Source organism: Deinococcus aquaticus, assembly GCF_028622095.1.
GTDB lineage: Bacteria > Deinococcota > Deinococci > Deinococcales > Deinococcaceae > Deinococcus > Deinococcus aquaticus.
The window spans coordinates 270,116-291,992 of sequence record NZ_CP115166.1; the positions used below are offsets into that span (position 1 = coordinate 270,116).

At 70.2% G+C, this 21,877-nt stretch carries 19 protein-coding genes; 11 read left to right on the forward strand and 8 right to left on the reverse strand.

All coding sequences use genetic code 11. The features are described 5' to 3' along the window. Nucleotides 1–219 precede the first annotated feature (219 nt). Nucleotides 220–765, reverse strand: coding sequence for a MerR family transcriptional regulator (locus M8445_RS16080; RefSeq protein WP_273990994.1), 546 nt, complete (start codon nt 763–765; stop codon nt 220–222). Further along, on the reverse strand, nt 762–1,736 hold the full coding sequence (locus tag M8445_RS16085) for an NADPH:quinone oxidoreductase family protein (RefSeq protein ID WP_273990995.1): 975 nt from the start codon (nt 1,734–1,736) through the stop codon (nt 762–764). Before M8445_RS16085 ends, M8445_RS16080 begins: the two co-directional genes overlap by 4 nt. A gap of 200 nt (nt 1,737–1,936) precedes the next feature. On the opposite strand from M8445_RS16085, the gene M8445_RS16090 reads away from it, so the two are divergent. After that, complete coding sequence (locus M8445_RS16090) at nt 1,937–3,733, forward strand: acyl-CoA dehydrogenase (RefSeq protein WP_273990996.1); 1,797 nt, start codon at nt 1,937–1,939, stop codon at nt 3,731–3,733. A gap of 242 nt (nt 3,734–3,975) precedes the next feature. Here the strand turns inward: M8445_RS16090 and M8445_RS16095 are convergent, their stop codons facing one another. Together M8445_RS16095 and M8445_RS16100 are read right to left on the reverse strand one after the other, a co-directional pair. Beyond that, the gene (locus tag M8445_RS16095) at nt 3,976–4,704 is read right to left on the reverse strand and encodes an ABC transporter ATP-binding protein (protein WP_273990997.1); all 729 of its coding nucleotides are present in this window, start codon (nt 4,702–4,704) and stop codon (nt 3,976–3,978) included. A 61-nt stretch (nt 4,705–4,765) separates the two neighbouring features. Beyond that, complete coding sequence (locus M8445_RS16100; protein ID WP_273990998.1) at nt 4,766–5,839, reverse strand: ABC transporter permease; 1,074 nt, start codon at nt 5,837–5,839, stop codon at nt 4,766–4,768. 219 nt (nt 5,840–6,058) lie between these two features. Between M8445_RS16100 and M8445_RS16105 the strand changes: the two genes are divergently transcribed. The 9 genes from M8445_RS16105 (at nt 6,059) to M8445_RS16145 (ending at nt 12,310) form a co-directional block, all read left to right on the forward strand. After that, a complete protein-coding gene (locus tag M8445_RS16105; protein ID WP_273990999.1) occupies nt 6,059–6,835 on the forward strand; it encodes an SDR family oxidoreductase in 777 nt (258 codons plus the stop codon). After that, nucleotides 6,832–7,299: a MaoC family dehydratase gene (locus M8445_RS16110; protein ID WP_273991000.1), complete on the forward strand. Its 468-nt coding sequence runs from the start codon at nt 6,832–6,834 to the stop codon at nt 7,297–7,299. The genes M8445_RS16105 and M8445_RS16110 overlap by 4 nt, the downstream gene beginning before the upstream one ends. Further along, nucleotides 7,296–7,721, forward strand: a complete 426-nt coding sequence (locus M8445_RS16115; RefSeq protein WP_345385386.1) for a PaaI family thioesterase — start codon at nt 7,296–7,298, stop codon at nt 7,719–7,721. Before M8445_RS16110 ends, M8445_RS16115 begins: the two co-directional genes overlap by 4 nt. Further along, nucleotides 7,718–8,062 (forward strand): hypothetical protein, encoded by a 345-nt coding sequence (locus M8445_RS16120; protein WP_273991001.1) that lies wholly within the window; start codon nt 7,718–7,720, stop codon nt 8,060–8,062. The genes M8445_RS16115 and M8445_RS16120 overlap by 4 nt, the downstream gene beginning before the upstream one ends. Further along, nucleotides 8,059–9,291 (forward strand): acyl-CoA dehydrogenase family protein, encoded by a 1,233-nt coding sequence (locus tag M8445_RS16125; protein ID WP_273991002.1) that lies wholly within the window; start codon nt 8,059–8,061, stop codon nt 9,289–9,291. Before M8445_RS16120 ends, M8445_RS16125 begins: the two co-directional genes overlap by 4 nt. 6 nt (nt 9,292–9,297) lie before the next feature. Beyond that, nucleotides 9,298–9,510 carry a hypothetical protein gene (locus M8445_RS16130; protein ID WP_273991003.1) on the forward strand — a complete coding sequence of 71 codons (213 nt, stop codon included), beginning with the start codon at nt 9,298–9,300 and terminating at the stop codon, nt 9,508–9,510. A 153-nt stretch (nt 9,511–9,663) separates the two neighbouring features. After that, on the forward strand, nt 9,664–10,479 hold the full coding sequence (locus M8445_RS16135; protein ID WP_273991004.1) for an SDR family oxidoreductase: 816 nt from the start codon (nt 9,664–9,666) through the stop codon (nt 10,477–10,479). Further along, nucleotides 10,476–11,618, forward strand: coding sequence for a phosphotransferase family protein (locus M8445_RS16140; protein WP_273991005.1), 1,143 nt, complete (start codon nt 10,476–10,478; stop codon nt 11,616–11,618). The genes M8445_RS16135 and M8445_RS16140 overlap by 4 nt, the downstream gene beginning before the upstream one ends. Next, nucleotides 11,615–12,310 (forward strand): histidine phosphatase family protein, encoded by a 696-nt coding sequence (locus M8445_RS16145; RefSeq protein WP_273991006.1) that lies wholly within the window; start codon nt 11,615–11,617, stop codon nt 12,308–12,310. The genes M8445_RS16140 and M8445_RS16145 overlap by 4 nt, the downstream gene beginning before the upstream one ends. A 3-nt stretch (nt 12,311–12,313) precedes the next feature. Here the strand turns inward: M8445_RS16145 and M8445_RS16150 are convergent, their stop codons facing one another. From M8445_RS16150 to M8445_RS16165, 4 genes are all read right to left on the reverse strand, one after another. After that, nucleotides 12,314–13,465, reverse strand: coding sequence for an acyl-CoA dehydrogenase family protein (locus M8445_RS16150; RefSeq protein WP_273991007.1), 1,152 nt, complete (start codon nt 13,463–13,465; stop codon nt 12,314–12,316). Between the two features lie 141 nt (nt 13,466–13,606). Continuing rightward, a complete protein-coding gene (locus M8445_RS16155) occupies nt 13,607–14,863 on the reverse strand; it encodes an MFS transporter (protein WP_273991008.1) in 1,257 nt (418 codons plus the stop codon). 106 nt (nt 14,864–14,969) lie between these two features. After that, the gene (locus M8445_RS16160) at nt 14,970–17,060 is read right to left on the reverse strand and encodes a S8 family serine peptidase (RefSeq protein WP_273991009.1); all 2,091 of its coding nucleotides are present in this window, start codon (nt 17,058–17,060) and stop codon (nt 14,970–14,972) included. A gap of 98 nt (nt 17,061–17,158) precedes the next feature. Then, on the reverse strand, nt 17,159–19,174 hold the full coding sequence (locus M8445_RS16165) for an Ig-like domain-containing protein (RefSeq protein WP_273991010.1): 2,016 nt from the start codon (nt 19,172–19,174) through the stop codon (nt 17,159–17,161). A gap of 541 nt (nt 19,175–19,715) precedes the next feature. Between M8445_RS16165 and M8445_RS16170 the strand changes: the two genes are divergently transcribed. Further along, a complete protein-coding gene (locus tag M8445_RS16170; RefSeq protein ID WP_273991011.1) occupies nt 19,716–21,848 on the forward strand; it encodes a molybdopterin-dependent oxidoreductase in 2,133 nt (710 codons plus the stop codon). The last annotated feature ends 29 nt before the right edge of the window (nt 21,849–21,877 follow it).

A 21,877-nucleotide genomic window follows, 5' to 3' on the forward strand; every position in this document is an offset into this window, starting at 1 on the left:
CCGGAAGGTAGCTGGGGCGGAGGCGCGCGGGTCAGTCAGCCCGCCCGGGCCTGGACCCGACCGGACGCAGACACGACGGAACGCAGACACGACGGAACGTGAACGGAACTGCGTGCAGTATTCCCGTCCGCTTCCCGACTGTCGAGCAGAAATGACCATCCGCGCCCACAGCCCACGGTGTCCGGCCAGTCGCTCCCGGCCACCCTCATCCTGCTGCTGTCAGGCCGGGCTGTTCCCGCCCGTGTCGCTCTCGTGTGTGTCGCCCTCGTGGGGTTCGCTTTCCTGCGGATCGCTGCCTCCGGTGAGGCCGGGCAGGTCGCCGCCGGTGAAGCGTTTGGTGAGCCAGCGGTCGAAGCGGGCCATGTTGTTCGCCTGCCGCTCGAAGGCGGCGTTGATGGCCCGCAGGCGGGTGTGCAGCGCTTTCAGGCGGTCGTCGTCCAGCGGAATGTCGGCGCGGGTCCAGTCGCGGCGGTAGTGACCGTGAATGTCGTGCGTGGCGCGGCGCAGGATGACCATGTCCCGCGCCTCCTCCAGGGTCATGCCCAGGGCGCGGAGGTCGATCAGGTCGCGCAGCAGCCGCAGCGAGTACGGGCCGTACAGCGCCCGGCCGGACGCCGTCACCTGATCGGGCGTCAGGAGGTGCAGTTCGGCGTAGTGCATGACGGTGCGGCGGGTCACGCCAGCCTCGCGGGCCAGTTCGGCGGTCGTGTAGAAGGTCGGGGCGGGCTGGGGCGGGGCGTGTTGGGTTGGGGCTGGGTCGGTCACGGCGTGATGATCACTTTACCGGTCACGCGGCGCTCCAGCAGGTCGCGCATGGCGCGCGGGCCGTCCTCCAGGGCGTAGCGTTCGCTGACCAGGGGCCGCACCGTGCCGTCCATGACCCACCCGGCCAGCCGGGCGAGGTTGCGGGCGTTCCCGGCGGGGTCGCGGCGCGCGAATTCGCCCCAGAACACACCCACGATCGACGCGCCCTTCAGCAGCGGCAGGTTCAGCGGCAGGCGCGGGATTTCGCCGCCTGCGAAGCCGATCACGAGGTAGCGGCCGCCCCACGCGACGCTGCGGAAGGCACTCTCGGCCCAGCGGTCACCGACGGGGTCGAGGATCACGTCCACGCCCTGTTTGCCGGTCAATGCTTTCAGGGCGTCTTTCAGGTCGGCCTGTTCGTAGTTGATGACCTCGTCCGCGCCGTGCTGGCGGGCCAGTTCGAGTTTCTCGTCGGTGCTGGCGGCGGCGATCACGCGCGCGCCGAGTGCCTTGCCGATCATGATGGCGGCCAGTCCCACGCCCCCGGCGGCCCCCAGGACCAGCAGCGTCTCGCCGGCTTTCACCTGCCCACGGTCGATCAGGGCGTGCATGACCGTCCCGTACGCCAGGGGCAGCGTGGCGGCCACGCCGAGGTCCATGCCGTCCGGCAGGGGCATGACGGCGGAGGCCGGGGCGTTCAGGTGCGTGGCGAACGCGCCGGTCCCGGTAAACGCCGCGACCCGCTGGCCCACGCTCAGGCCGCGCACGCCCTCACCGACGGCCGTGATGATCCCGGCGGCCTCCGCGCCCGGCGTGAACGGCAGCGGCGGGCGCACCTGATACTGGCCCATGACCATCAGCGCGTCCGGGTAGTTCACGCCGGCAGCGTGCACCTCGATGGTGACCTCGCCGGGAGCGGGGGCGGGCGTGGGCGTGTCGAGGACGGTCAGGGTTTCGGGCTGGTCGAAGGCAGTGCAGGTCAGTGCGCGCATGGGGGTTCCTCCAGGGGAAAGGGGCTTGGGGGGTGGGTTAAGATCGTGCGCCCATCTTAAGTCAACTTGACGCACACGTTCAAAGTTGACGTGTACGTTCATGGTCGGTAGGCTCTGGGTATCCACAGACGCGCGGGGCAGCCCCGACCGGCGGAGCCCGCCCCCACCTTCCCCTTCCCTGTACCCGAGGAGCGACCCGCATGGCCCCCTTCCTGAACCGACGCGACCTGCAATTCCAGCTGTTTGAGGCCCTCGATACCGAGGCCCTGACCGCCCGCCCCCGCTTCGCGGAACACAGCCGCGAGGTGTACGAGGACATCCTGAACGTCGCATACACCGTCGCCGACCGTTACTTCGCCAACCACGCCCGCGAGGGCGACCTGAACGAACCGCACGTCGTGGGGGGCCGCGTACAACTCCCGGCCGCCGTCGGGGACGCCATGCGCGCCTTCCGCGAGGCCGGGTTCTTCAGCGCCCACCACGACGAGGACCTGGGCGGCCTGCAACTGCCGTGGGTGGTCATGCAGGCCGTGCAGGCGCACTTCCAGGCGGCGAACGTGGGCAGCAGCGGCTACCCCTTCCTGACCATCGGGAACGCCAACCTGCAACGCATCTTCGCGTCGCCCGAACAGCAGCAGAAGTACATGCTGCCCCTGCTGGAAGGCCGCTGGTTCGGCACCATGGCTCTCAGCGAACCGCAGGCCGGCTCCGGGCTCGCGGACATCACCACCACCGCCACGCCCCTCGCTGACGGCACGTACGCCATCAGCGGCACCAAGATGTGGATCTCCGGCGGCGAGCACGAACTGAGCGAGAACATCGTGCACCTCGTCCTGGCCCGCATCGCGGGCGGCCCGGCCGGCGTGAAAGGCATCAGCCTGTTCCTGGTCCCGCGCTACCGCGTGCAGGAGGACGGCAGCGTCGGCGAGAGCAACCACGTCGTCCTGGCGGGCCTGAACCACAAGATGGGCTACCGCGGCACCACCAACACCCTCCTGAACTTCGGCGAGGGCGGCCAGACGGTCGGCGAGATCGTCGGCGAACCGGGGCGCGGACTGGCGCAGATGTTCCACATGATGAACGAGGCCCGCATCGGCGTGGGCATGGGCGCCGTCATGCTCGGCACCGCCGGGTACCTCGCCAGCCTGGAGTACGCCCGTGACCGCCGCCAGGGCCGCCACGCCAGCAACAAGGACCCGCACGCCGCGCCCGTCCCGATCATCGAGCACGCCGACGTGCGCCGCCTGCTGCTGCGCCAGAAGGCCTTCGTGGAGGGCGGACTGGCGCTGGGCCTGTACGCCAGCCGCCTCGTGGACGACCTCCAGACCGGCCCCGAAGACGAGCGCGCCGACACGGGCCTGCTGCTCGACCTGCTGACCCCCATCGTGAAAAGCTGGCCCAGCCGGTACAGCCAGGAGGCCCTCAGCGACGCCATTCAGGTCATGGGCGGCGCCGGGTACACCCGCGACTTCCCGGTCGAGATGTACTACCGCGACAACCGCCTCAACCCCATCCACGAGGGCACGGAAGGCATCCAGGGCAACGACCTGCTGGGCCGCAAACTCACCCAGGCAGGCGGACGCGGCCTGGAAGTGCTGCTGGAACGCATCCAGGCCGACCTGAACGCCAGCGACGACCTGGACGGCCTGGAGGACATCCGCGCCGCGCTGCGCACCGCCGTCATCCAGTGCTCGTCCGCCCTGAGCGCCCTGCTGCCCCGCGCCGCCGAACTCGGCCCGGACCTGCTCCTGGCGAACGCGAACAGCGCCCTGGAAATGCTGGGCCACACCGTCGTCGGGTGGATGTGGCTGCGTCAGGCCGCCGCCGCCGCCCGCGCCCTGCCCGGCGCGCGGCCCAGCGACCAGCCGTTCTACCAGGGCAAACTGCACGCCGCGCGCTTCTACGCCACGCACGAACTGCCCCGCGTGCGCGCCCACGCCGACCTGCTCGCCAGCGCCGACCGCACGACCACCGACATGCACACCGACTGGTTCTGACAGCAGAATTCAGAGGCGAACGGCACGCCCCTCAGTGGAACTGAAAACCGCTGTGACACGGACTCCAGCTGGATGGTTTGCAACCACCATTCAACCGGAGTCCGTCTCATACGGATTCCGTTTGTTTCGTTAACAACCCGGGACGGCACCGGGTTGCCAACTCCACGTCCGGAACCCGTTTCTCTCCTACTCGCATCCGCTCGGATTGAATGGCTTATAAAGCCATTCAATCGGAGTCCGTTTCAGTTCAGGCGGCCGTCCACGATGTGCACCACCCGGTCGCACAGGTCCAGCACGCGGTCGTCGTGCGTGACCATCACGGCGGCCCGGCCGCGCTCCCGGACCTGCTGCGCGAGCATCTGCACCACTTCACGGCCACGCGGGCCGTCCAGGCTGGCGGTGGGTTCGTCAGCCAGGATCAGCTGCGGGTCGTTCATCAGGGCGCGCGCGACAGCCACCCGCTGCCGCTGACCGCCGCTGAGAGCGCCCGGGTAGTGACCGGCCCGGTCGCCCAGGCCCAGGGTGCGCAGCAGGGCGTCCGCGTGGGTCCGCCCGGCGTGTGCGTCCTGACCGGCCAGGTGGGTGACCAGCGTCAGCTGTTCGCGCACGGTCAGGTACGGGATCAGGTTGCTGCTCTGAAGCACGAACCCCAGGTGCTTCAGGCGGAAGGCGGGCAGCGCGGCGGCCGGGAGCGCCGTGACGTCCTGACCGGCGATCAGGACCTGACCGGTGGTGGGCCGCAGGAGCGCGCCGGCCAGGGCCAGGAAGGTACTCTTGCCGCTGCCGCTGGGGCCGCTGACCGCGACGAGTTCGCCGGGGCGCACGTCGAGCGTGGTGGGGTGCAGGGCCGTGACGGTGCCGTCGCCGTCCCCGTAGGTTCTGCTGACCGCGCGCAGCGACAGCGTCGGCGGGTTCGGCGGCGAAGTGTGCGGATGGGCGGGCGTGGGCTGGGTGTGCAGTAGGGCCGTCATGCGGGTCTCCTGGGCTGACTGGTGGGGGAGAGGCGGCTGGCGGGGCGGGTCACGCGGGCGGTCATGTGGAGGCGCCGATGGCGATCAGCGGGTCGACGCGGGCAATGCTGCCGAGGCTGAGCAGACTGCTGAACGCCGCGACCGCGATCAGCAGCGCCGACGCGCCCAGCACGGTGGGGACCGTCAGGGTGAACGGCAGACCGGCCGGGAGCAGGGCAGCGGCGCCCAGCGTGACCAGCGCGGCCACCGTGACCGCCAGGACGCTCAGGACCATCATCTGCGCCACGAGACTGCCGGCCAGGGTGCGGGTGCTGGCACCGATCGCCTTGAGCAGCCCGAACTGCGGCGTCTTCTGGAGGGTCAGGACGTAGAAGAACACGGCCAGCACGAAGGCGGCCACGACGATCAGGAACACCTGAATCATGATCAGGCTCCCCTGCTCCTCGCGGTAACCGGGCAGTTCCTGAAGGGCGGCGGCGCGCGTGTGGACGGTCACATCGGCAAGCTGCGCGGCGCGCGCCGCAGCACCTTCGGTGTTCAGGGCGACGGTATTCACGGTGCCCTGCAGGCGGGGGTTCAGGGTCTGCCAGTGCTGCAGGGTGACGAACACGACCGGCTGGTGGTTGAGGCGGGCGGCGCGCGTGAAGCCGATCACCCGGAGGGTTTCACCGCCGGGCTTGAGGGTCAGTGTGTCCCCGAGGGTCACGCCGTCTTCCCGCAGGGATTCGTCGACGACCGCTCCGGTGCTGCCGGCGCTCAGGGGTTGGCCCTGCTGGGCGGCGGGGTTCATGAAGCTGCCGGGTTGTACGCCCATCAGGACGCCGCTGAGTTGCTGGTCGCCGCGGCTGAGGGTGGCGAAGCTCTGCGCGATGGGCGTGGCATCGGGTCCGGCGACGGCCTGAAGGCGCGTCACGGTGTCGGGCGTCAGGAAGGAGCGCGTGAAGACGCCCCCGGCGTCACGGGTGGTCACGAAGTGCGTGGCGGGCGTCTCGATGAGGAGCGCGGCGTTGTCGTGGGCGAGGCCGCGGGTGAGGCCGGTGAGCATGAACACCATGAAGGCGATCAGGGTGACGATGCCGCCGATCAGCAGCGAGCGGAGGCGGTGGTGACGGAGTTCGCGCAGGGCCAGGTACATAGCATCTCCCTTGACTTGGGGCTTGACTTACCGGTCGGTAAGTAGGTTCCTTACCGTACGGTAGGTAAGGAGCAATGTCAATCTGGCCAGCCTGTTGCGCGATGCCTCCTGTCCCGCCGGGCCGCCGTAAATATCCCCGCGCGTTCAAAATTGACGCGCACGTAAACTTTCGCTTATGCTGGCCGGGCAACCCCCATTCATTTCCACCCGGAGGACCCCATGGCCCTGAAAGACCTGTTCAACCTGACCGGCAAGACCGCCCTGATCACCGGAGGCAGCCGCGGCCTCGGCCTGCAGATCGCCGAAGCCCTCGGCGAGTACGGCGCTACCGTCGTCCTGACCGCCCGCAAACAGCACGAACTCGACGAGGCCAGAGCCCACCTCGCGGGCCTGGGCATCACCGCGCACGTGTACGCCAACGACCTCGGCGCGTTCGACACCATCGACCCCCTGATCGAACGCATCCACGCCGACGTCGGCCCGATCGACATCCTCGTGAACAACGCCGGGGCCACCTGGGGCTCACCCACCGTCGACCACCCGCTCGACGCCTGGATGAAGGTCATGAACGTCAACGTGAACGGCCTGTTCCTGATCACCCAGAGCGTCCTGAAACGCTGCATGCTGCCTGCCGGGAAGGGCCGCATCGTGAACGTCGCCTCGGTGGCCGGCCTCCAGGGCAACGACCCCCGCATGGCCCCCACCGTCGCGTACAACACCAGCAAAGGCGCCGTCGTGAACTTCACCCGCGCCCTGGCCGCCGAGATGGCCGACAAGGGCGTCACCGTGAACAGCATCTGCCCCGGCTACTTCCCCACCAAGATGACCAAGGGCACCCTGGCGTACGGCGAGCAGTCCATCCTGGAATCCACGCCCATGCACCGCCTCGGCACCGACCAGGACCTCAAGGGCCTCGCGCTGCTGCTCTCCAGCGATGCCAGCGCCTACATGACCGGCCAGAACATCGCCGTGGACGGCGGCGCTGGCGTCGTATGACCGCGCCCGCCGGAATCCGGCCTGACGAGCTGGCCGCGCACGTCGGCACGCAGGTCGCGCTGTCCGACTGGATCACCGTCGACCAGACCCGCATCGACGCCTTCGCGCACGCCACCGGCGACCACCAGTTCATTCACGTGGATCAGGAGAAGGCCGCGCAGGGACCGTTCGGCGGCACCATCGCCCACGGCTTCCTGACCCTCTCCCTGCTCGCCGGGGAGTTCATGACCCACGGCGGTGCCCCCCACATCGACGGCGGGCGGATGACCGTCAACTACGGCCTGAACCGCGTGCGCTTCATCACGCCGGTCCGCGCCGGGTCACGCCTGCGCAACCGCGCCGTCCTCCAGTCCGCCGAACCCGGCCAGGGCTTCGTGCAGATCACGGTCGCCAACACCATCGAGATCGAAGGAGCCGACAAGCCCGCCTGCACTGCCGAGAGCGTCTTCCGGGTCTACCTGTGACCAGTGCCCCCGCCGACATGCTCGCCATGGCACAGGGTGTGCTGGACGCCCAGCCGTTCAGTACCCTCGTGGGCGCCCGCGCGACCCGCTTCACGCCCACCGAGGTCGAGGTGAGCCTCGCGCTGCGCCCCGACCTGACGCAGCATCACGGGTTCGCGCACGGTGGCCTCCAGGCGACCCTGGCCGATATCACCCTGACGTTCATGGGAGCCGCCGCGCTGGGCCCCAGCGTCCTGACGAGCGAGTTCAAGATCAACTTCCTGCGGCCCGCGCAGGGCGACACCCTGATCGGGCGGGGCAGCGTTCTGAGCGCCGGGAAACGGCAGGCTGTGACCCGCTGCGACATCTACGCCGCGCAGGGCGGGCAGGAGAAACTGGTCGCCACGGCGCTGGGCACCATCGCCCGCGCGGACGTGCCGTGAACCCCGGCGCCGTCTACACCCTGGAGCGGGGCGCAGAGGTCCTGGGCACCCTGACCGTCACGGACGCCGGGATGTTCGCCGTGGACGCCACCTTCGATCCTGCGCCCGCCTTCGACCCGTACCGGGTGCTGTTCGACGAGGACGCCCGGCACGCCCACCTGCTCGTCCATGACGACGACCCCGCACTGCTGGAGCAGGCCGGGGCGATTCAGGAGAGCCTGCTGGCCCTGAACCTCGTGCTGCGCGGCGACGGGAACACCGGGTACCGCACCTTTCTGATCAGCATCGAGGGTGGGAGCGCCAGCTTCCGCCCCCTGACTCCCGAGGAGGAACCCCTATGACCGTATTCGACGTGACCCCCCGCGCCCGCGACCTGCGTGAACGCCTCACCGCGTTCATGCAGGAACACATCTACCCCAACGACGCCGAGGTTCACCGGCAGATCGACACCGGGAACCGCTGGGAACACCTGCCGCTGATCGACCAGCTCAAGCCCAGGGCGCAGGAGGCGGGCCTGTGGAACCTGTTCCTGCCGCCCGCCAGCAGCCGTGACGGGAAGTACGGCGCGGGCCTGAACAACCTGGAGTACGCGGGCCTGTGCGAGATCATGGGCCGCGTCTGGTGGGCGCCCGAGGTCTTCAACTGCTCGGCGCCCGACACCGGCAACATGGAAGTCCTGGCCCGCTACGGCACGCCCGAACAGCAGGAGCAGTGGCTGATTCCCCTCCTGAACGGCGAGATCCGCAGCGCGTTCTCCATGACCGAACCGGACGTGGCCAGCAGCGACGCCACGAACATCCAGTCCAGCATCGTCCGCGACGGCGACGAGTACGTCATCAACGGCGACAAGTGGTGGACGAGCGGCGCGGGCGATCCCCGCTGCAAGATCAGTATCTTCATGGGCAAGACCGACCCGGACGCCGCGAAGCACCTCCAGCAGAGCATGATTCTCGTGCCGCTGGACGCGCCGGGCGTCACCAAGGAACGCATGCTGACCGTCTTCGGCTACGACGACGCCCCGCACGGCCACGCGCAGATGACCTTCCGGGACGTGCGCGTGCCCGCTGCGAACATGCTGCTCGGCGAGGGCCGCGGCTTCGAGATCGCGCAGGGCCGCCTCGGGCCGGGCCGCATCCACCACTGCATGCGCCTGATCGGACAGGCCGAGCGTGCCCTGGAACTCATGATTCAGCGCGCCGGGCAGCGCACCGCCTTCGGCAAACCCCTGAGCGGCCACCAGCACGTCCGCGAGGCTATCGCGCACTCCCGCATGGAGATCGACCAGGCCCGCCTGCTCACCATGAACGCCGCGCACATGATGGACACCGTCGGCAACAAGGAGGCGCGCGGGCAGATCGCGGCCATCAAAGTCGTCGCACCGAACGTCGCGCTGCGCGTCATCGACCGCGCCATCCAGGTGTACGGCGGTGCGGGCGTCAGCCAGGACACGCCGCTGGCCATGATGTACGCCCAGGCCCGCACGCTGCGCCTCGCGGACGGCCCGGACATCGTGCACACCGAAACCGTCGCGAAAGTCGAGATGAAACGCCACGCCGCCCGCCAGGGCTGAAGCCCGGTGAAGGTCAGTCTGAAGACGGTGTCCGGCGAGCGGGTGCTGTTTCTGCCCGAAGGCCTGGGAGAGGTGTACGAGCCGGGACGCGTCGTGGAGCTGGTTCCGGTGATCGGTGGCGTGAAGGTCCGACCTGTCGGTCTCACATTCACCGAGGCGGCAACCCGGCTGTTCACTGAGAAGTCCGGTCTTCTGCACCGCCTCGGTGACGGCGAGTGACAGGGATCAGGTACCCTGTCGTCATCTGTAGTTAAACCGCGTGGAACATGAAGCCGGAAGAGGCTGTCGAGGCAGTGACCGAGCGTTACGGCTGCTCTTCACTCACCAGCAGGTTGCTGGGACATCGATTCAACAACACTGAGGAGCGAAACCATGGAATTCAACGGAAAAGTGATTGTGGTGACGGGAGCGGCGTCCGGGATCGGGCTGGCGCTGGCGCAGCGGTTCGTGAAGGAGGGCGCGGTGGTCGTGGCGTCCGATCGGAACGCGGAGGTCGGCGCGGCGAAGGCGGCCGAGATGGGCGCGCGGTTCCTGGCGGCCGACATCGGGCAGGAGGAGGGCGTCAAGGGCCTGATCGACGACGTGCTGGCCAACGAGGGCCGCATCGACCTGCTGTGCTCGAACGCCGGGATCGCCATCGGCGAGGGACCGGAGACGAGTGACAAGCACTGGGACCTGATTCACCGCGTGAACGTGATGAGTCACGTGTGGGCGGCCCGTCACGTGCTGCCGCACATGCTGGAGCGCGGCGAGGGGTACCTGCTGAACACGGCGTCGGCGGCGGGCCTGCTGACCGAACTGCACTCCGCGCCGTACGCCGTGACCAAGCACGCGGCGCTGGCGTTCGCGGAGTGGCTGGCCATCACGTACGGTGACCGGGGCATCAAGGTCGCCGCCCTGTGCCCGGAGGGCGTGTGGACGCCGATGATCCAGAACGCGCCGCTGCTGCAGCAGACCGCGATCACCACCGATGAACTGGTCGAGAAGACCCTGGAAGTCCTGCGTGCCGACGGCTTCCTGGTGACCACCCACCCGAGCACCCTGAAGTCCTTCCAGAACAAGGCGAACAACTACGAGGAGTGGATCAGCAAGATGCGCCACCTGCGCGGCAAGGCCATGAAACTGCTCGAAGGTCAGGCATTCGCGGCGCAGCCCGACGCGGGCCACCCGGAGGAGTCGCGGGCGTGACCCGACCCGAGACGGCCCCGGTCCGGCCGGGTGAGGAACTGCCGCTGGACGCGCTGCGTGAAGCCATGCGCGGACACGTGGCGGGCAACGTGGACGACCTGAGCGTCGAGCAGTTCCCCGGCGGGTTCTCGAACCTCACGTACCTCGTGCGGGCGGGCGATCCGGCGCGGGGCGGGCAGGAGTACGTGCTGCGCCGCGCGCCGCTGGGGCCGGTCCCGAAGGGCGCGCACGACATGACCCGTGAGGCGCACCTGCTGGAGAAGATTCACCCGGTGCTGCCGGTCGCGCCCCGCCCGGCGCTGATCGTGGAGGACCCGGCCGTGATCGGCTCGCCGTTCTACCTGATGGAACGCCGCCACGGCACGGTCGTCCGCACGCGCCTGCCTGCCGCGTACCGCGACCTTCCGGACGCGGCGCGGCGCATGTCCGGCGCGCTGGCCGACACCCTGGCGGACCTGCACGCGGTGGATATCGACGCGGCGGGCCTGCGGGAGATCGGGAAGCCCGAGGGCTTCAATGCGCGGCAGGTGTCCGGCTGGGCCGGTCGCTGGCGGCGCGCGCGCGAGGCGCTGCGGGACACGGGCGACCTGCCCGCCCCGGACGACCTGAACGATGAGCGTGTGATCGCGTGGCTGGAGGCGCACACGCCACCCGAGAGCGCGCACACGCTGGTGCACAACGACTTCAAGCTGGACAACCTGATGCTGGACCCGGCCGATCCGGGCCGCGTGACGGCGCTGCTGGACTGGGAGATGACCACCGTGGGCGATCCGCTGGTGGACCTGGGCCTGACCCTGACCTACTGGACCATGCCCGAAATGCCGGGCGGCGCGCCTAACGAGGTCGGCGCGGCCTCACCGGGCTTCCTGAGCCGCGACGAACTGGTCGCCCGGTACGCCGCGCGCGCTGCTCGTCACGTGACGAGCGATCCGCAGGCGCACCTTGCGGCGCTGGAGCGGGCGCTGCCGTGGTATGAGGTGCTGGGCCACTTCAAACTCGCGGTGATCGTCCTTCAGATCTTCGCGCGGTACCGCGCCGGGCAGACCAGCGACCCGCGTTTCGCCCCGCTGGCCGGTCAGGCCGAGTGGCTGATCCGCGAGGCGTGGCGGCGCATCGGGGAGCAGGACGCCTCCGCATGAGCGAACTGATCCTGATCCGCCACGGGCAGGCCACGCCGTTCGAGGCGGACACCGACCGCCTCTCCCCGCTGGGCGAGGAGCAGGCCCGCACGGTCGGCGCGGCCCTGCACGCGGCGGGCGTGCGGCCCACGCACGTCCTGCACGGCCCACTGGTCAGGCAGCGGCGCAGCGCGCAGCTCGCCCACCAGGAGGGCTGGCCCGAACCCACCCTCGACGCCCGCCTCGCGGAATTCGACGGGGACGGCCTCGTCGGTCACCTTGCGCCCATCCTGGCCGGGCGGGACCCGACTTTCGCGGCGCTGGCCGCCGAACTGGCCGCGCAGACCGGCGGCCCGGAACGCAACCGCGCCTTCCAGAAATACCTGGAAGCCCTGGCCGCCGCGTGGCAGGCCGGGACCCTCACGGACAGCCGGGTCGAACCGTGGGCCGCCTTCCGGGCGCGCGTGCGGGCCGCGCTGGCCGACGTGCTGCGCCTGAGCGGCGGCTCGACCGTGCTGGCCTTCACCAGCGGCGGCGTGATCGGCCTGACCGTCGCCCTAGCCCTGGACGCCCCAGACGCCTCCGCGCTGGCCCTGAACTGGCGCGTGAAGAACGCCTCGGTCACGCGCCTGACCTTCGGCGGGGGGCGCGTCAGCCTCGACACCTTCAACGAGACGCACCACCTGCCACCCGACCTGCACTCCTGGCGCTGAAGCCTATGCCCGGTCGGGGGCGTCCAGCAGCGCCGCGCCGTACGCGGTGAACGCGGCGTCCTCGCCCGGCGGGTGCGTCAGGCCCGCGCGGGCGTCCCGCAGCAGCTTCCCCAGCGGCAGCGCGGCCGTCAGGGCCCCGCCCCCGGCAGCGCGCATGGCGAGGTCCGTGGCGTCCACGGCGGCGTTCGTGCAGACGGCCTTGGCCGCCCCGATCAGCGGAACCGCCCCCGCGCCGGGCTGAGCGTCCCAGGCGGCCGTCGCGTGCGCCAGCAGCGTCCGCGCTGCCAGCAGCTGCGCGCCGATGCGCCCCACCGTCTCCTGCACGCGCGGCAGCGTGGCAATCGGGGCACCCAGCGCGGTCGGCACCCGCTCGTGCGCGTAGCGGCGCAGGGCGTCCAGCGCCGCCTCACCCACGCCCAGGTACGTGGCGGCCACCGCCGTCCAGAACCACGCGCTGCTCGCCGGGTGAGACGCTGCGGGCGGGGCCTGCAGTGCGGCCGGTGCCCGGTCGAACACCACGTCGTGACTGCCGCTGCCGCGCAGGGCCAGCGCGCCCTCCCAGGTCGGCTCGACGCGCACGCCCTCGCTGCGCAGGTCCACCCAGTAACGGCCCACCCGCCCATCCGGTGTGGCGGCCGACACCAGCGCCCAGCGCAGCGCCCGCGCGCCGGTACTCCAGGTCTTGCGGCCCGTCACGAACCACAGGCCACTCTCGAAGCCGCTGCCGTCCGGGGTCGCCACCGTGCGCGGCAGGCCCCCACGCGACGGACTGCCAAGCTCCGGCTCGCTCGCCAGGGCGTTCAGCAGCTCACCGCGCACACCCGCGCCCGCCACGGCGTCCAGCAGGTGCGGCGGCAGGCTGCGCCCCTGAAACGCCGCGCCGGTCACGTGCCCATGCATCGCCAGGATCAGGGCGAGGCTGGCGTCCGCGCGGCCCACCTCGGCCTGCGCGCGCGCGAACACACCCAGCCCCGCGCCCAGCCCACCAGCCTCCAGCGGCACGGTCAGGCGCGTGAACCCGCTGTGCGAGAGAGCCAGCGCCGCCCCCGGCGTGACATCCTGCGCCGCCTCACAGGCCGGGGCGTGCTCCTGAATGGCGCGGACAGCGCGCGCCACCACCTGCGCCTGCTCGGCTGTGAACTCGGGAAACGTCATGCGTTCAGGCTATAGCATTTGCCAGAAAGATCTGTCCTTTATGGCCGAGCGAAGCGAGTGAATTTCGCCGAGCAGGACGCAGAATGGAGGCATCAGGATTCTGTTTTCCTGATGCCGTAATTCGGAGAACTGCTCTGGCGTTCAGGCAGCAGGCCGTGCGTCCCGCCGCCGGGCCGGGGCGCTGATGCCCAGGGCCAGCCCGCCCGCGCAGACGGCCAGCACCGCCGACGCTAGGAACGCCGGACCGTAACTGCCCAGTACGTCCCGTACCTCGCCGCCCAGCCAGGACGCCAGCGCCGCGCCCACCTGATGCGCGCAGAAGATCCAGCCGTACACTGTGCCCACGTTCGCCCGCCCGAACGTGTCGGCGGTCAGGGCCGTGGTGGGCGGCACCGTGGCGATGTAATCCAGTCCGAACAGCACCGCGAACGCCGTGAACGCCAGACCCGGCGGCACCAGCGGCAGCAGCGCGAGGCTCAGGCCACGCACCACGTAGTACACGGCCAGCAGGAAGCGGGGGTCCACGCGGTCCGTCAGGTACCCGCTGGCCAGGGTGCCCACAAAATTGAACGCGCCCATCAGGGCCAGCATGCCCGCCGCGAAGGTGGCAGTCAGGCCCAGATCGCCGCAGTACGCGATGAAGTGCGTGCCGATGATGCCGTTACTCGTGAACCCACACGCCAGGAACGTCAGGCTCAGCAGCCAGAAGTCCCGGCTGCGCAGGGCGCGGCGCATCACGTGCGGGTCCGGGGCGGGCGGCGGCGTGGGCCACGCGTGTGTGTCCCCGTCCGGTTGCAGGCCCAGCGCCTCGGGCCGGTCGCGCAGCAGCGCCCACAGCGGCAGCGCCAGCAGCAGCGCCGCGCCCGCAATGACCAGCGCCGCGCCGTCCCACCCGATCCGGGCCGCCCAGGCAGTCAGCAGCGGAATGAACAGCAGTTGCCCGGCACTGGTGGCCGCGCCGAACACGCCTACCACCAGCCCGCGCCGCCGCACGAACCAGCGCGTGGCGACCGTCGCGCCCAGGACACTCCCGACCAGTCCGGTCCCCAGCCCGCTCAGCAGGCCCCAGCTCAGTTGCAGGGCCAGCGCCGAGCGGGCCAGCGTACTCAGCCCGAAACTGACGGCCAGCAGCAGCAGGCCCGCTGTCGCCACCCGGCGCGGCCCGAAGCGGTCCATCAGCCGGCCCGACAGCGGCGCGGCCAGCCCGAACACCAGCAGCCCCAGGCTCGCCGAGACCGACAGGGTGCCCCGGTCCAGGCCCAGAGCGCCCTGCATGGGCAGCAGGAACACGCCCGGCGCGGACCGAGCGCCCGCCGAGATCAGCAGCGCGACCACCGTGACCGCCACCACCACCCAGCCGTAGTACAGCCGCCCACGCGGCCCCGGATTGTCTGTCATGCGCCCAGCATACGGGGCGCGCGGCACGGGTGGGCGGCCATCTGCTGCGCCCCGGTACAGCAGAACCCCCACCGTCGCGGGTGGGGGCACATTGCCGACTGGAAGCTCAGTTGGTCTTGCTGAGTTTCAGGCGGTACTTGTTGAAGGGGTCGCTGTCCACGCCACCCTCGGTGATGCTGTAGCTCGTGGCCACGAGGTAGTAGGTGCCGGCGGCGGGCAGCGTGAAGGCGATCTCGCTGTCGCTGTCGATGCGGGGGGTGCCGCGGTCGTCGTTCTCCGCGATGACCTTGCCGGTGCTGTCGAGCAGGTACAGGTAGGCGTCCAGTTTGCCGCCCAGCTGTCCGGCAGCCAGCATCTCGGCCTTGATGGCGTCGCCGGCCGCGCCCGTGAACGTGAAGTAGTCGTAGTCCATGTCCTGACCATAGATGTACGCCTGCTGCGTCGTCTGGCCGTAGGCGATGGGTTTGGCCTGCGCTTCGCTGTCGTTGGGTTCGTAGGGGTCGGTGGGGTTGGTGTCCACGAAGGTGGCGGGCAGCAGCACGCGCGCCTCGTCGGGTTTGAAGTACGTGCTGCCGCTGGTGGCGACCAGCGTGCCCGTGAACGTGCCGCGGTCCTCGGTGGCGCCGCCGGTGGCGCTCAGGTCGGGGCCAGCCACGTACACGTCGTACGTGCCGGGCTTGATCTCGCTGAAGCGTACGTCGCCGTTCTCGTCGGTGGGGCTGACGTACAGCGGGGTGGGGTCGTCGGTCGCCCCGGCGCGCATGCCCTGGCCGCGCAGCAGCACGTCGCCCAGAATGCCTTTCTGGGTGCCGCTGCCGTTCACGTACGCGAGGTTCACGTGCACGTTCGCGCCCTTCTCGGGCAGCCCGGCGCAGTCGGTGAGGGTCTGCGCGATCTTCCCGGCATCCAGGCTGCCCCAGCCGGTGTCACGGTCGAAGCCCGTGGGGTTGCTGCCGATGGCGCCGTTGGCGTTCAGTTCCATCACGCGGCGCACCTGGTAGGGCGTGGCGGCCGGGCATTTCTGCAGGACCAGCGCGGCCACGGCGGCCGTGTAGGGCGACGAGAAGCTGGTGCCGGAGATCAGGGCGTACCCGCCGCCCTGCCAGGTGGGGTTGGCGAGCATGGTGTCCTGACCGGGCGCGCTGCTGGAGATGTGACGGCCGCTGGTGCTGAACGTGACCTTGCGGTTGCTGCCGTCGATCGCGCCGGACGCGATGATGCCGGGCAGCGCCGCCGGGTACTGGAACTCGTCATGGTAGGAGTTGCCCATGCTGGCCACGACGGTGGTGCCGCGTGACATGGCGTAATCGAAGGCGTCCTTGACCGGCCCGAAGCTCACGCCGCCGCCCCAGGAGTTGTTGATGACGCGCGCGCCGTTATTCGTGGCCCACACGGCCCCCAGCGCGATGTTGAAGCTGGAGTACCCGCCGGGGTTGAACATCACGACCGGCATCCACTTCGCCTCGTAGGCGAGGCCGACGATGCCCTTGCCGTTCTTCGCGGCGATGATGCTGGACGCCACGAACGTGCCGTGGTCGTTCTCGGGTTTCTGGAATTTCGCCTTCCAGGCCTCACCGTCGGTGTACACCTTCGCTTCGAGTGGATCGAAGGCCTTGCCGGCCCAGTTGGGCGCGAGGTCCGGGTGGGTCACGTCACCCGGATCGTCGATGACGGCCACGAGGACGCCCTTACCGGTCAGGCCCTTGTCCCAGGCGGCCTTGGCGTTCAGGTGGCGGGGGTCCAGCGCGTACTGCGGCAGTTCGTCGAACACCTGGTCGGCGCTGGCGGCCTGCGGGGTCAGGCTGGCCGGCTGGACGGGTTCCGTCTTCTCGGGCTGCACGACGGTGTTCACGCTGGCGTAGCGCAGGCCGTTCAGGTTGGCGGCCAGGGCGCTGGCTTTCAGGGCGTCGCCGCTCACGCGGATCAGCGCGGTGCGGATCTCGGGAATGGTGCGCACGACCGTTCCGCCCAGGCGGGCAGCGGCGGCCTGCAGGTTCGCTTCGGTGTCGTACCCGACGACCAGTTCGTTCTTCACGTAGGACTGCCCGGCGTTCAGGGCGATCTCGCTGGCGGGCGTGGTGGCGACGGGCGCGGCGCTGGAGGGTGCGCTGGCGATGGGCGTCTGCTGCGAGCAGGCGGCCAGCAGGGCGGTGACGCTCAGCACGCCCAGGGTACGGGCAAGGGTGGACGGGTTCATGGGCATCGTGGGGCCTCGCTGTGGAATGTCAAAGGTGGAGAGTCAGGCGGTGGGACGGGAACGCCGGGTCAGGTAAGGCCGGGCCCGGCGGGCGGGCGTCACTTCTCGCCGGTGATGAAGTCCCAGTTGATGTTCACGGCGCGCGTCTGGCTGATCGGGCCGACCAGGCTGGACTGCCAGGTGTACACCGAGTACGCCGAGATGCGGTTGCCTTCGGTGGGCGCGTACTTGTACGCCACGCCGGAGTTCATCTGCCACTTGTACGGGCGCAGGGCCTGCAGGGGCGTGCTGACCAGTACGTTCCAGGGCATGCTGACGGTATGCGCGGCCGTGTCGACCGGGAACAGGTTGGGTTTGCTGGCCAGGTACCGCCCGCTGGTGTCGGTCAGGATGCTGGCGGCGGTGGGCGGGCCGAAGCGGGTGCCGGTGCGGGTGAACACCAGGGACTGCCCGGCTGGAATGCCGTTCCCGGCCGTGCCGGTGCCTTCCTCCACGCGGATCAGGGCGTTGCCGGCGCTGCCGGGCAGGGTGTAGCCGCTCTGCGTCATCAGGTCCGTGACGCTGATGTTGTACGCCGCGCCGTCCGCGCCGATGGCGGTCTGGTTCTGACCGATCACGAAGGTGGGGGTCAGGCTCACGCCGGTCGTCTCGTCGGCCGGGGCGATGAAGGTGGGCGTGAACTGCGCCAGGGGTGTGGTCTGGCTGTCGCTGCCGGCCACGGTGTTCGCGCCGCGCGCCTTGACGCGGTACGTGAAGGTCTTCCCGGCGCTCAGGTCAGCGCTGGTGTCCTTGAAGTTGAAGGGCCGCAGGGACTGGTCGGCGTTGCAGGCCGCCGCGTCCGCGCCGCCGCCCACCGTGCCGATCTTCGTGAAGGTCGTGCCGTCGCTGGAGCGCTCGATGTCGAACGCGAAGGGCTTGGCGGCCACGTTGGTGTAGCACCAGCGGACTTCCACGAACACGCCGCTGCCGTTCGGGGCGGCGTCCGGGGTGGGCACGCTGTTGGGGGTGGTCCACGAGCCTTCCTGCTTCAGCGTGAAGGCAGTGGCAGCCACGCCGGTCGGGGCGGTCACGGTGGGGGCGGCGGCCGCGCCCGTGTTGATCAGGTTGATCGGCACGACGTAGCGAGAGTAGTTGTAGTTGTAGTCCACCGTCATGATTTCCAGGTAGACGCGCTCGCCGGCGGCGCTGCCGAACCCGGCGGTGAAGTTGCCGCTGGTGGTGACGGGGCCGGTGTCGATCACGCCGGTCTTGTCCTGTGGCGGCGAGTAGTTCCAGTTGCTGGCGGTGTTCGAGCCGGTCACGCCGCCGCTGCCGGGCGTGCGGCCCAGCTGCGCGTACATGACGCGGATGGGGCCGACGTGGTCACTGGTGGGCGCGGTCTTGATCTGGAAGTCCACCTTGTCGGTGAAGGTCGCGCCGGCCAGGGCGCTGCCGTCGGCGCGGGTGATGACCAGCGTGGCGGGGTTGGTGGTGGCGCTCGTCTCGAAGGCGGGGCGCTGCACGAGGCTCACGGCGGGCGTGTCGGTGCCCACCACGACGCCGTACAGGTCCGAGCCGGCCATGCCGCTCTTGCGGGCCTTGAGGTCGTAGCTGCCGGCGCTCAGGCCGCTGAGGGTGAAGGTGCCGTCCGCTCCGGTCGTGACGGTGCCCAGCACCGTGCCGGCGCGCGAGACGGTGATGGTGCTGCCCGCGACGGGCGCGCCGATGTTCTGGTCCACGACCGTGCCCCTGAGGGGGGCGGTGTTGGCGGTGATGGCGACCGTGACCTCCGCGCTGCCGCTGGCCTTGTTGCCGGCGGCGTCGTAGGCGGTGGCAGTGTAGGTGCGTTTGCCGTTGTTCAGGGCGTTGACGCTGGTCACGAACTCGAAGGGCGCGGCTGTGTCCTCGCTGACCTTGGTGCTGCCCTCGAAGAATTCGACGCGGGTCACGCCGGTCTCATCCCTGGCGTCGGCTTTCAGGGTGACGTTGCCGTCAGCGGTGACGGGATTGGGCGTGGCGGTGAGGGTCACGGTGGGGGCGGTGGTGTCGCTGGGCGTGCTGGTGCTGGTGCCGCAGCCGATCAGGAGGGTGCCGAGCAGAAGGGCAGAACCGACGGAGCTTGGTTTCAGGGCCATGGGGTGGGGTGACTCCTTGGTGAGGGCGCGGGGTGGAGGAAGGGGTGGCCGTGCCGGTTCAGGCCCGTGCGCGCGGACTGAACAGTGGGATGGACGGCCGCTGTGCAGTTCAGGTTCCGCGGGGGAAGGGTCTGAGCAAGCGGGCCGAATCGTGTATGACTCGTGAGGTTGAGCCTACGGGGGTGGGGGGGGGTGGGTCAAGCTGAACTGTCAATCTGTCAGATACGTGTCGGCTGCCCTGCCTAGACCGGCGCGGCGGTGTCAGGGCGCAGGGTTTCTGTGGTCAGCACCACGCACCGCGCCGGATTCCGCGTGGTGGGGCGCATTTCGTTCCTGAGTGCGCGTGGCAGGCGTCCCGAACGCCCTTTCAGGTGAAGGGTGCGTGAAGACTGGTGCCGGGCAGCCCGTCCCGGATGACAGGCCAGCGCGGAGTGGCATACTGAACCCAGTCCACAATTCAGCGCCCAGGCAGCCCCGGCCCACTGCCGGACCTCCCCTGCTCTCATCCGGTCCCCCGACCGAACCCCACGGAGGCTTCCTCATGACCGCACCCGATCCGACCCACCCGTACGCCAGCCCCCCCGCCCCCGACGGCGTGCACTACCGCGCCTGCAACCTGTGCGAGGCCATCTGCGGCCTGAAGATCACCGTGCAGGGCGGCCGCGTCACCGACGTGCGCGGCGACCCCGACGACCCCCTGAGTCGCGGCCACATCTGCCCGAAAGGCACGGCGCTGCCCGACCTGCACGCCGATCCGGACCGCCTGAAAACCCCCATGCGCCGCGTCGGTGACAGCTGGGAACCCATGGAATGGGAAGCGGCCCTCGACTACGTCGCCGCGCAACTCCGGGCCGTGCGGGAGCAGCACGGCGCCGACGCCGTCGCCACCTTCCAGGGCAACCCCAGCGTGCATAACAGCGGCACCCTGCTGTCCGCCGGGGCGTTCCTGAAGGCCCTGGGCAGCCGCAGCCGCTACACCGCCACCAGCATCGACCAGTTACCCCACCACTTCGCCGGGGCCGAGATGTTCGGGCATCCGCTCATGCTGCCCATCCCCGACGTGGACCGCACAGACTTCTTCCTGATGATGGGCGCCAACCCGCTCGCCAGTAACGGCAGCATCATGACTGCGCCCGGCATCCGCGACCGCCTGAAAGCCATCCGCGCGCGCGGCGGCCGCGTCGTGCTGCTCGACCCGCGCCGCACCGAGAGCGCCGAGTACGCCACGGACTTCCACCACATCCGCCCCGGCACCGACGCCCTGTTCCTGCTGGCCCTGCTGAACGAGGTCTTCGCCAGCGGCCTGCAGCGCACCGCGCACCTGGGCGGCGTCATGACTGGCTTAGGCGCCCTGAAAGCCGCCGCCGCGCCCTTCACGCCGGAAGCCGTGGAGGCCCGCACGGGCGTCAGCGCCAGCGTGACCCGCGAACTCGCCCGCGCCTTCGCCTCCGCGCCCCGCGCCGCCGCGTACGGCCGCATCGGGCTGAGCATCCAGGAATTCGGCGGGCTGTGCCAGTGGCTCGTGAACGCTCTGAACGCCGTCACCGGCCACCTCGACACCGAGGGCGGCGCGATGTTCCCCTCTCCCGCCTTCGACCTGCTCGCCGGCGCGAAAGCCGGCGCCACCCACCACGGCCGCCACCACACCCGCGTGCGCGGCCTGCCGGAATTCGACGGTGAACTCCCGAACGTCGCCCTGGCCGAAGAGATCCTCACGCCCGGCGACGGCCAGATCCGCGCGCTGATCACGGTCGCCGGGAACCCCGTCCTGTCCGTCCCGGACGGCCAGGCCCTGGACCGCGCCCTTTCGGGCCTGGACTTCATGGTCAGCATCGACCCGTACCTGAACGAGACCACCCGCCACGCCCACGTGATCCTGCCGCCCGCCTTCGGCCTGGAAGTCCCTCACTACGACGTGATCTTCCACCACTTCGCCGTGCGCAACACCGCCCGCTACTCCCAGCCCGTCTTCCCGATCCGGGACGACCAGCGCTTCGACTCCCAGATCTTCGCCGGACTCGTGCAGCGCCTGACCGGCAAGGCCCTCGCCACGCCCGAACAGCGCCTCAGCGCCGGCCTGGCCCACGGCCGCAGCGGCCTGACCCTGGACGACCTGAAAGCCAACCCGCACGGCGTGGACCTCGGCCCGCTGCAACCCTGCCTGCCCGGCCGCCTGCTGACCGCCACCGGAGAGCTGCACCTCGCGCCCGCCCCCATGCTGGCCGACCTGCCCCGCCTGCAGGCCACGCTCGACCAGACCCCGGAACCCCTGGTCCTGATCGGCCGCCGGCAACTGCGCAGCAACAACTCCTGGATGCACAACACGCCCCGCCTGATGCGCGGCCCCGACCGCTGCACCGTGCAACTCAACCCCGCCGACGCCCAGGGCCTCGAACACGGCCAGACCATCCTGATCCGCTCCCGCGTGGGCCAGATCACCGCGCCGCTGGAAATCACGGACACCGTCATGCCCGGCGTCGCCTGCCTCCCCCACGGGTTCGGGCACGCCCGGGGCGGCACCCGCCTGAGCACCGCCGCCCAGCACGCCGGAGCCAGCCTGAACGACCTGACCGACCCAGGGCGTATCGACGCCCTGACCGGCAACGCCGCCGTGAACGGCACACCCATCACCGTGCACGCCGCCGAGCAGGTAGGGGAGAGCGCCGCCGACTGACGGACGGGGCGCAGGAAGTAGGGAGTGGG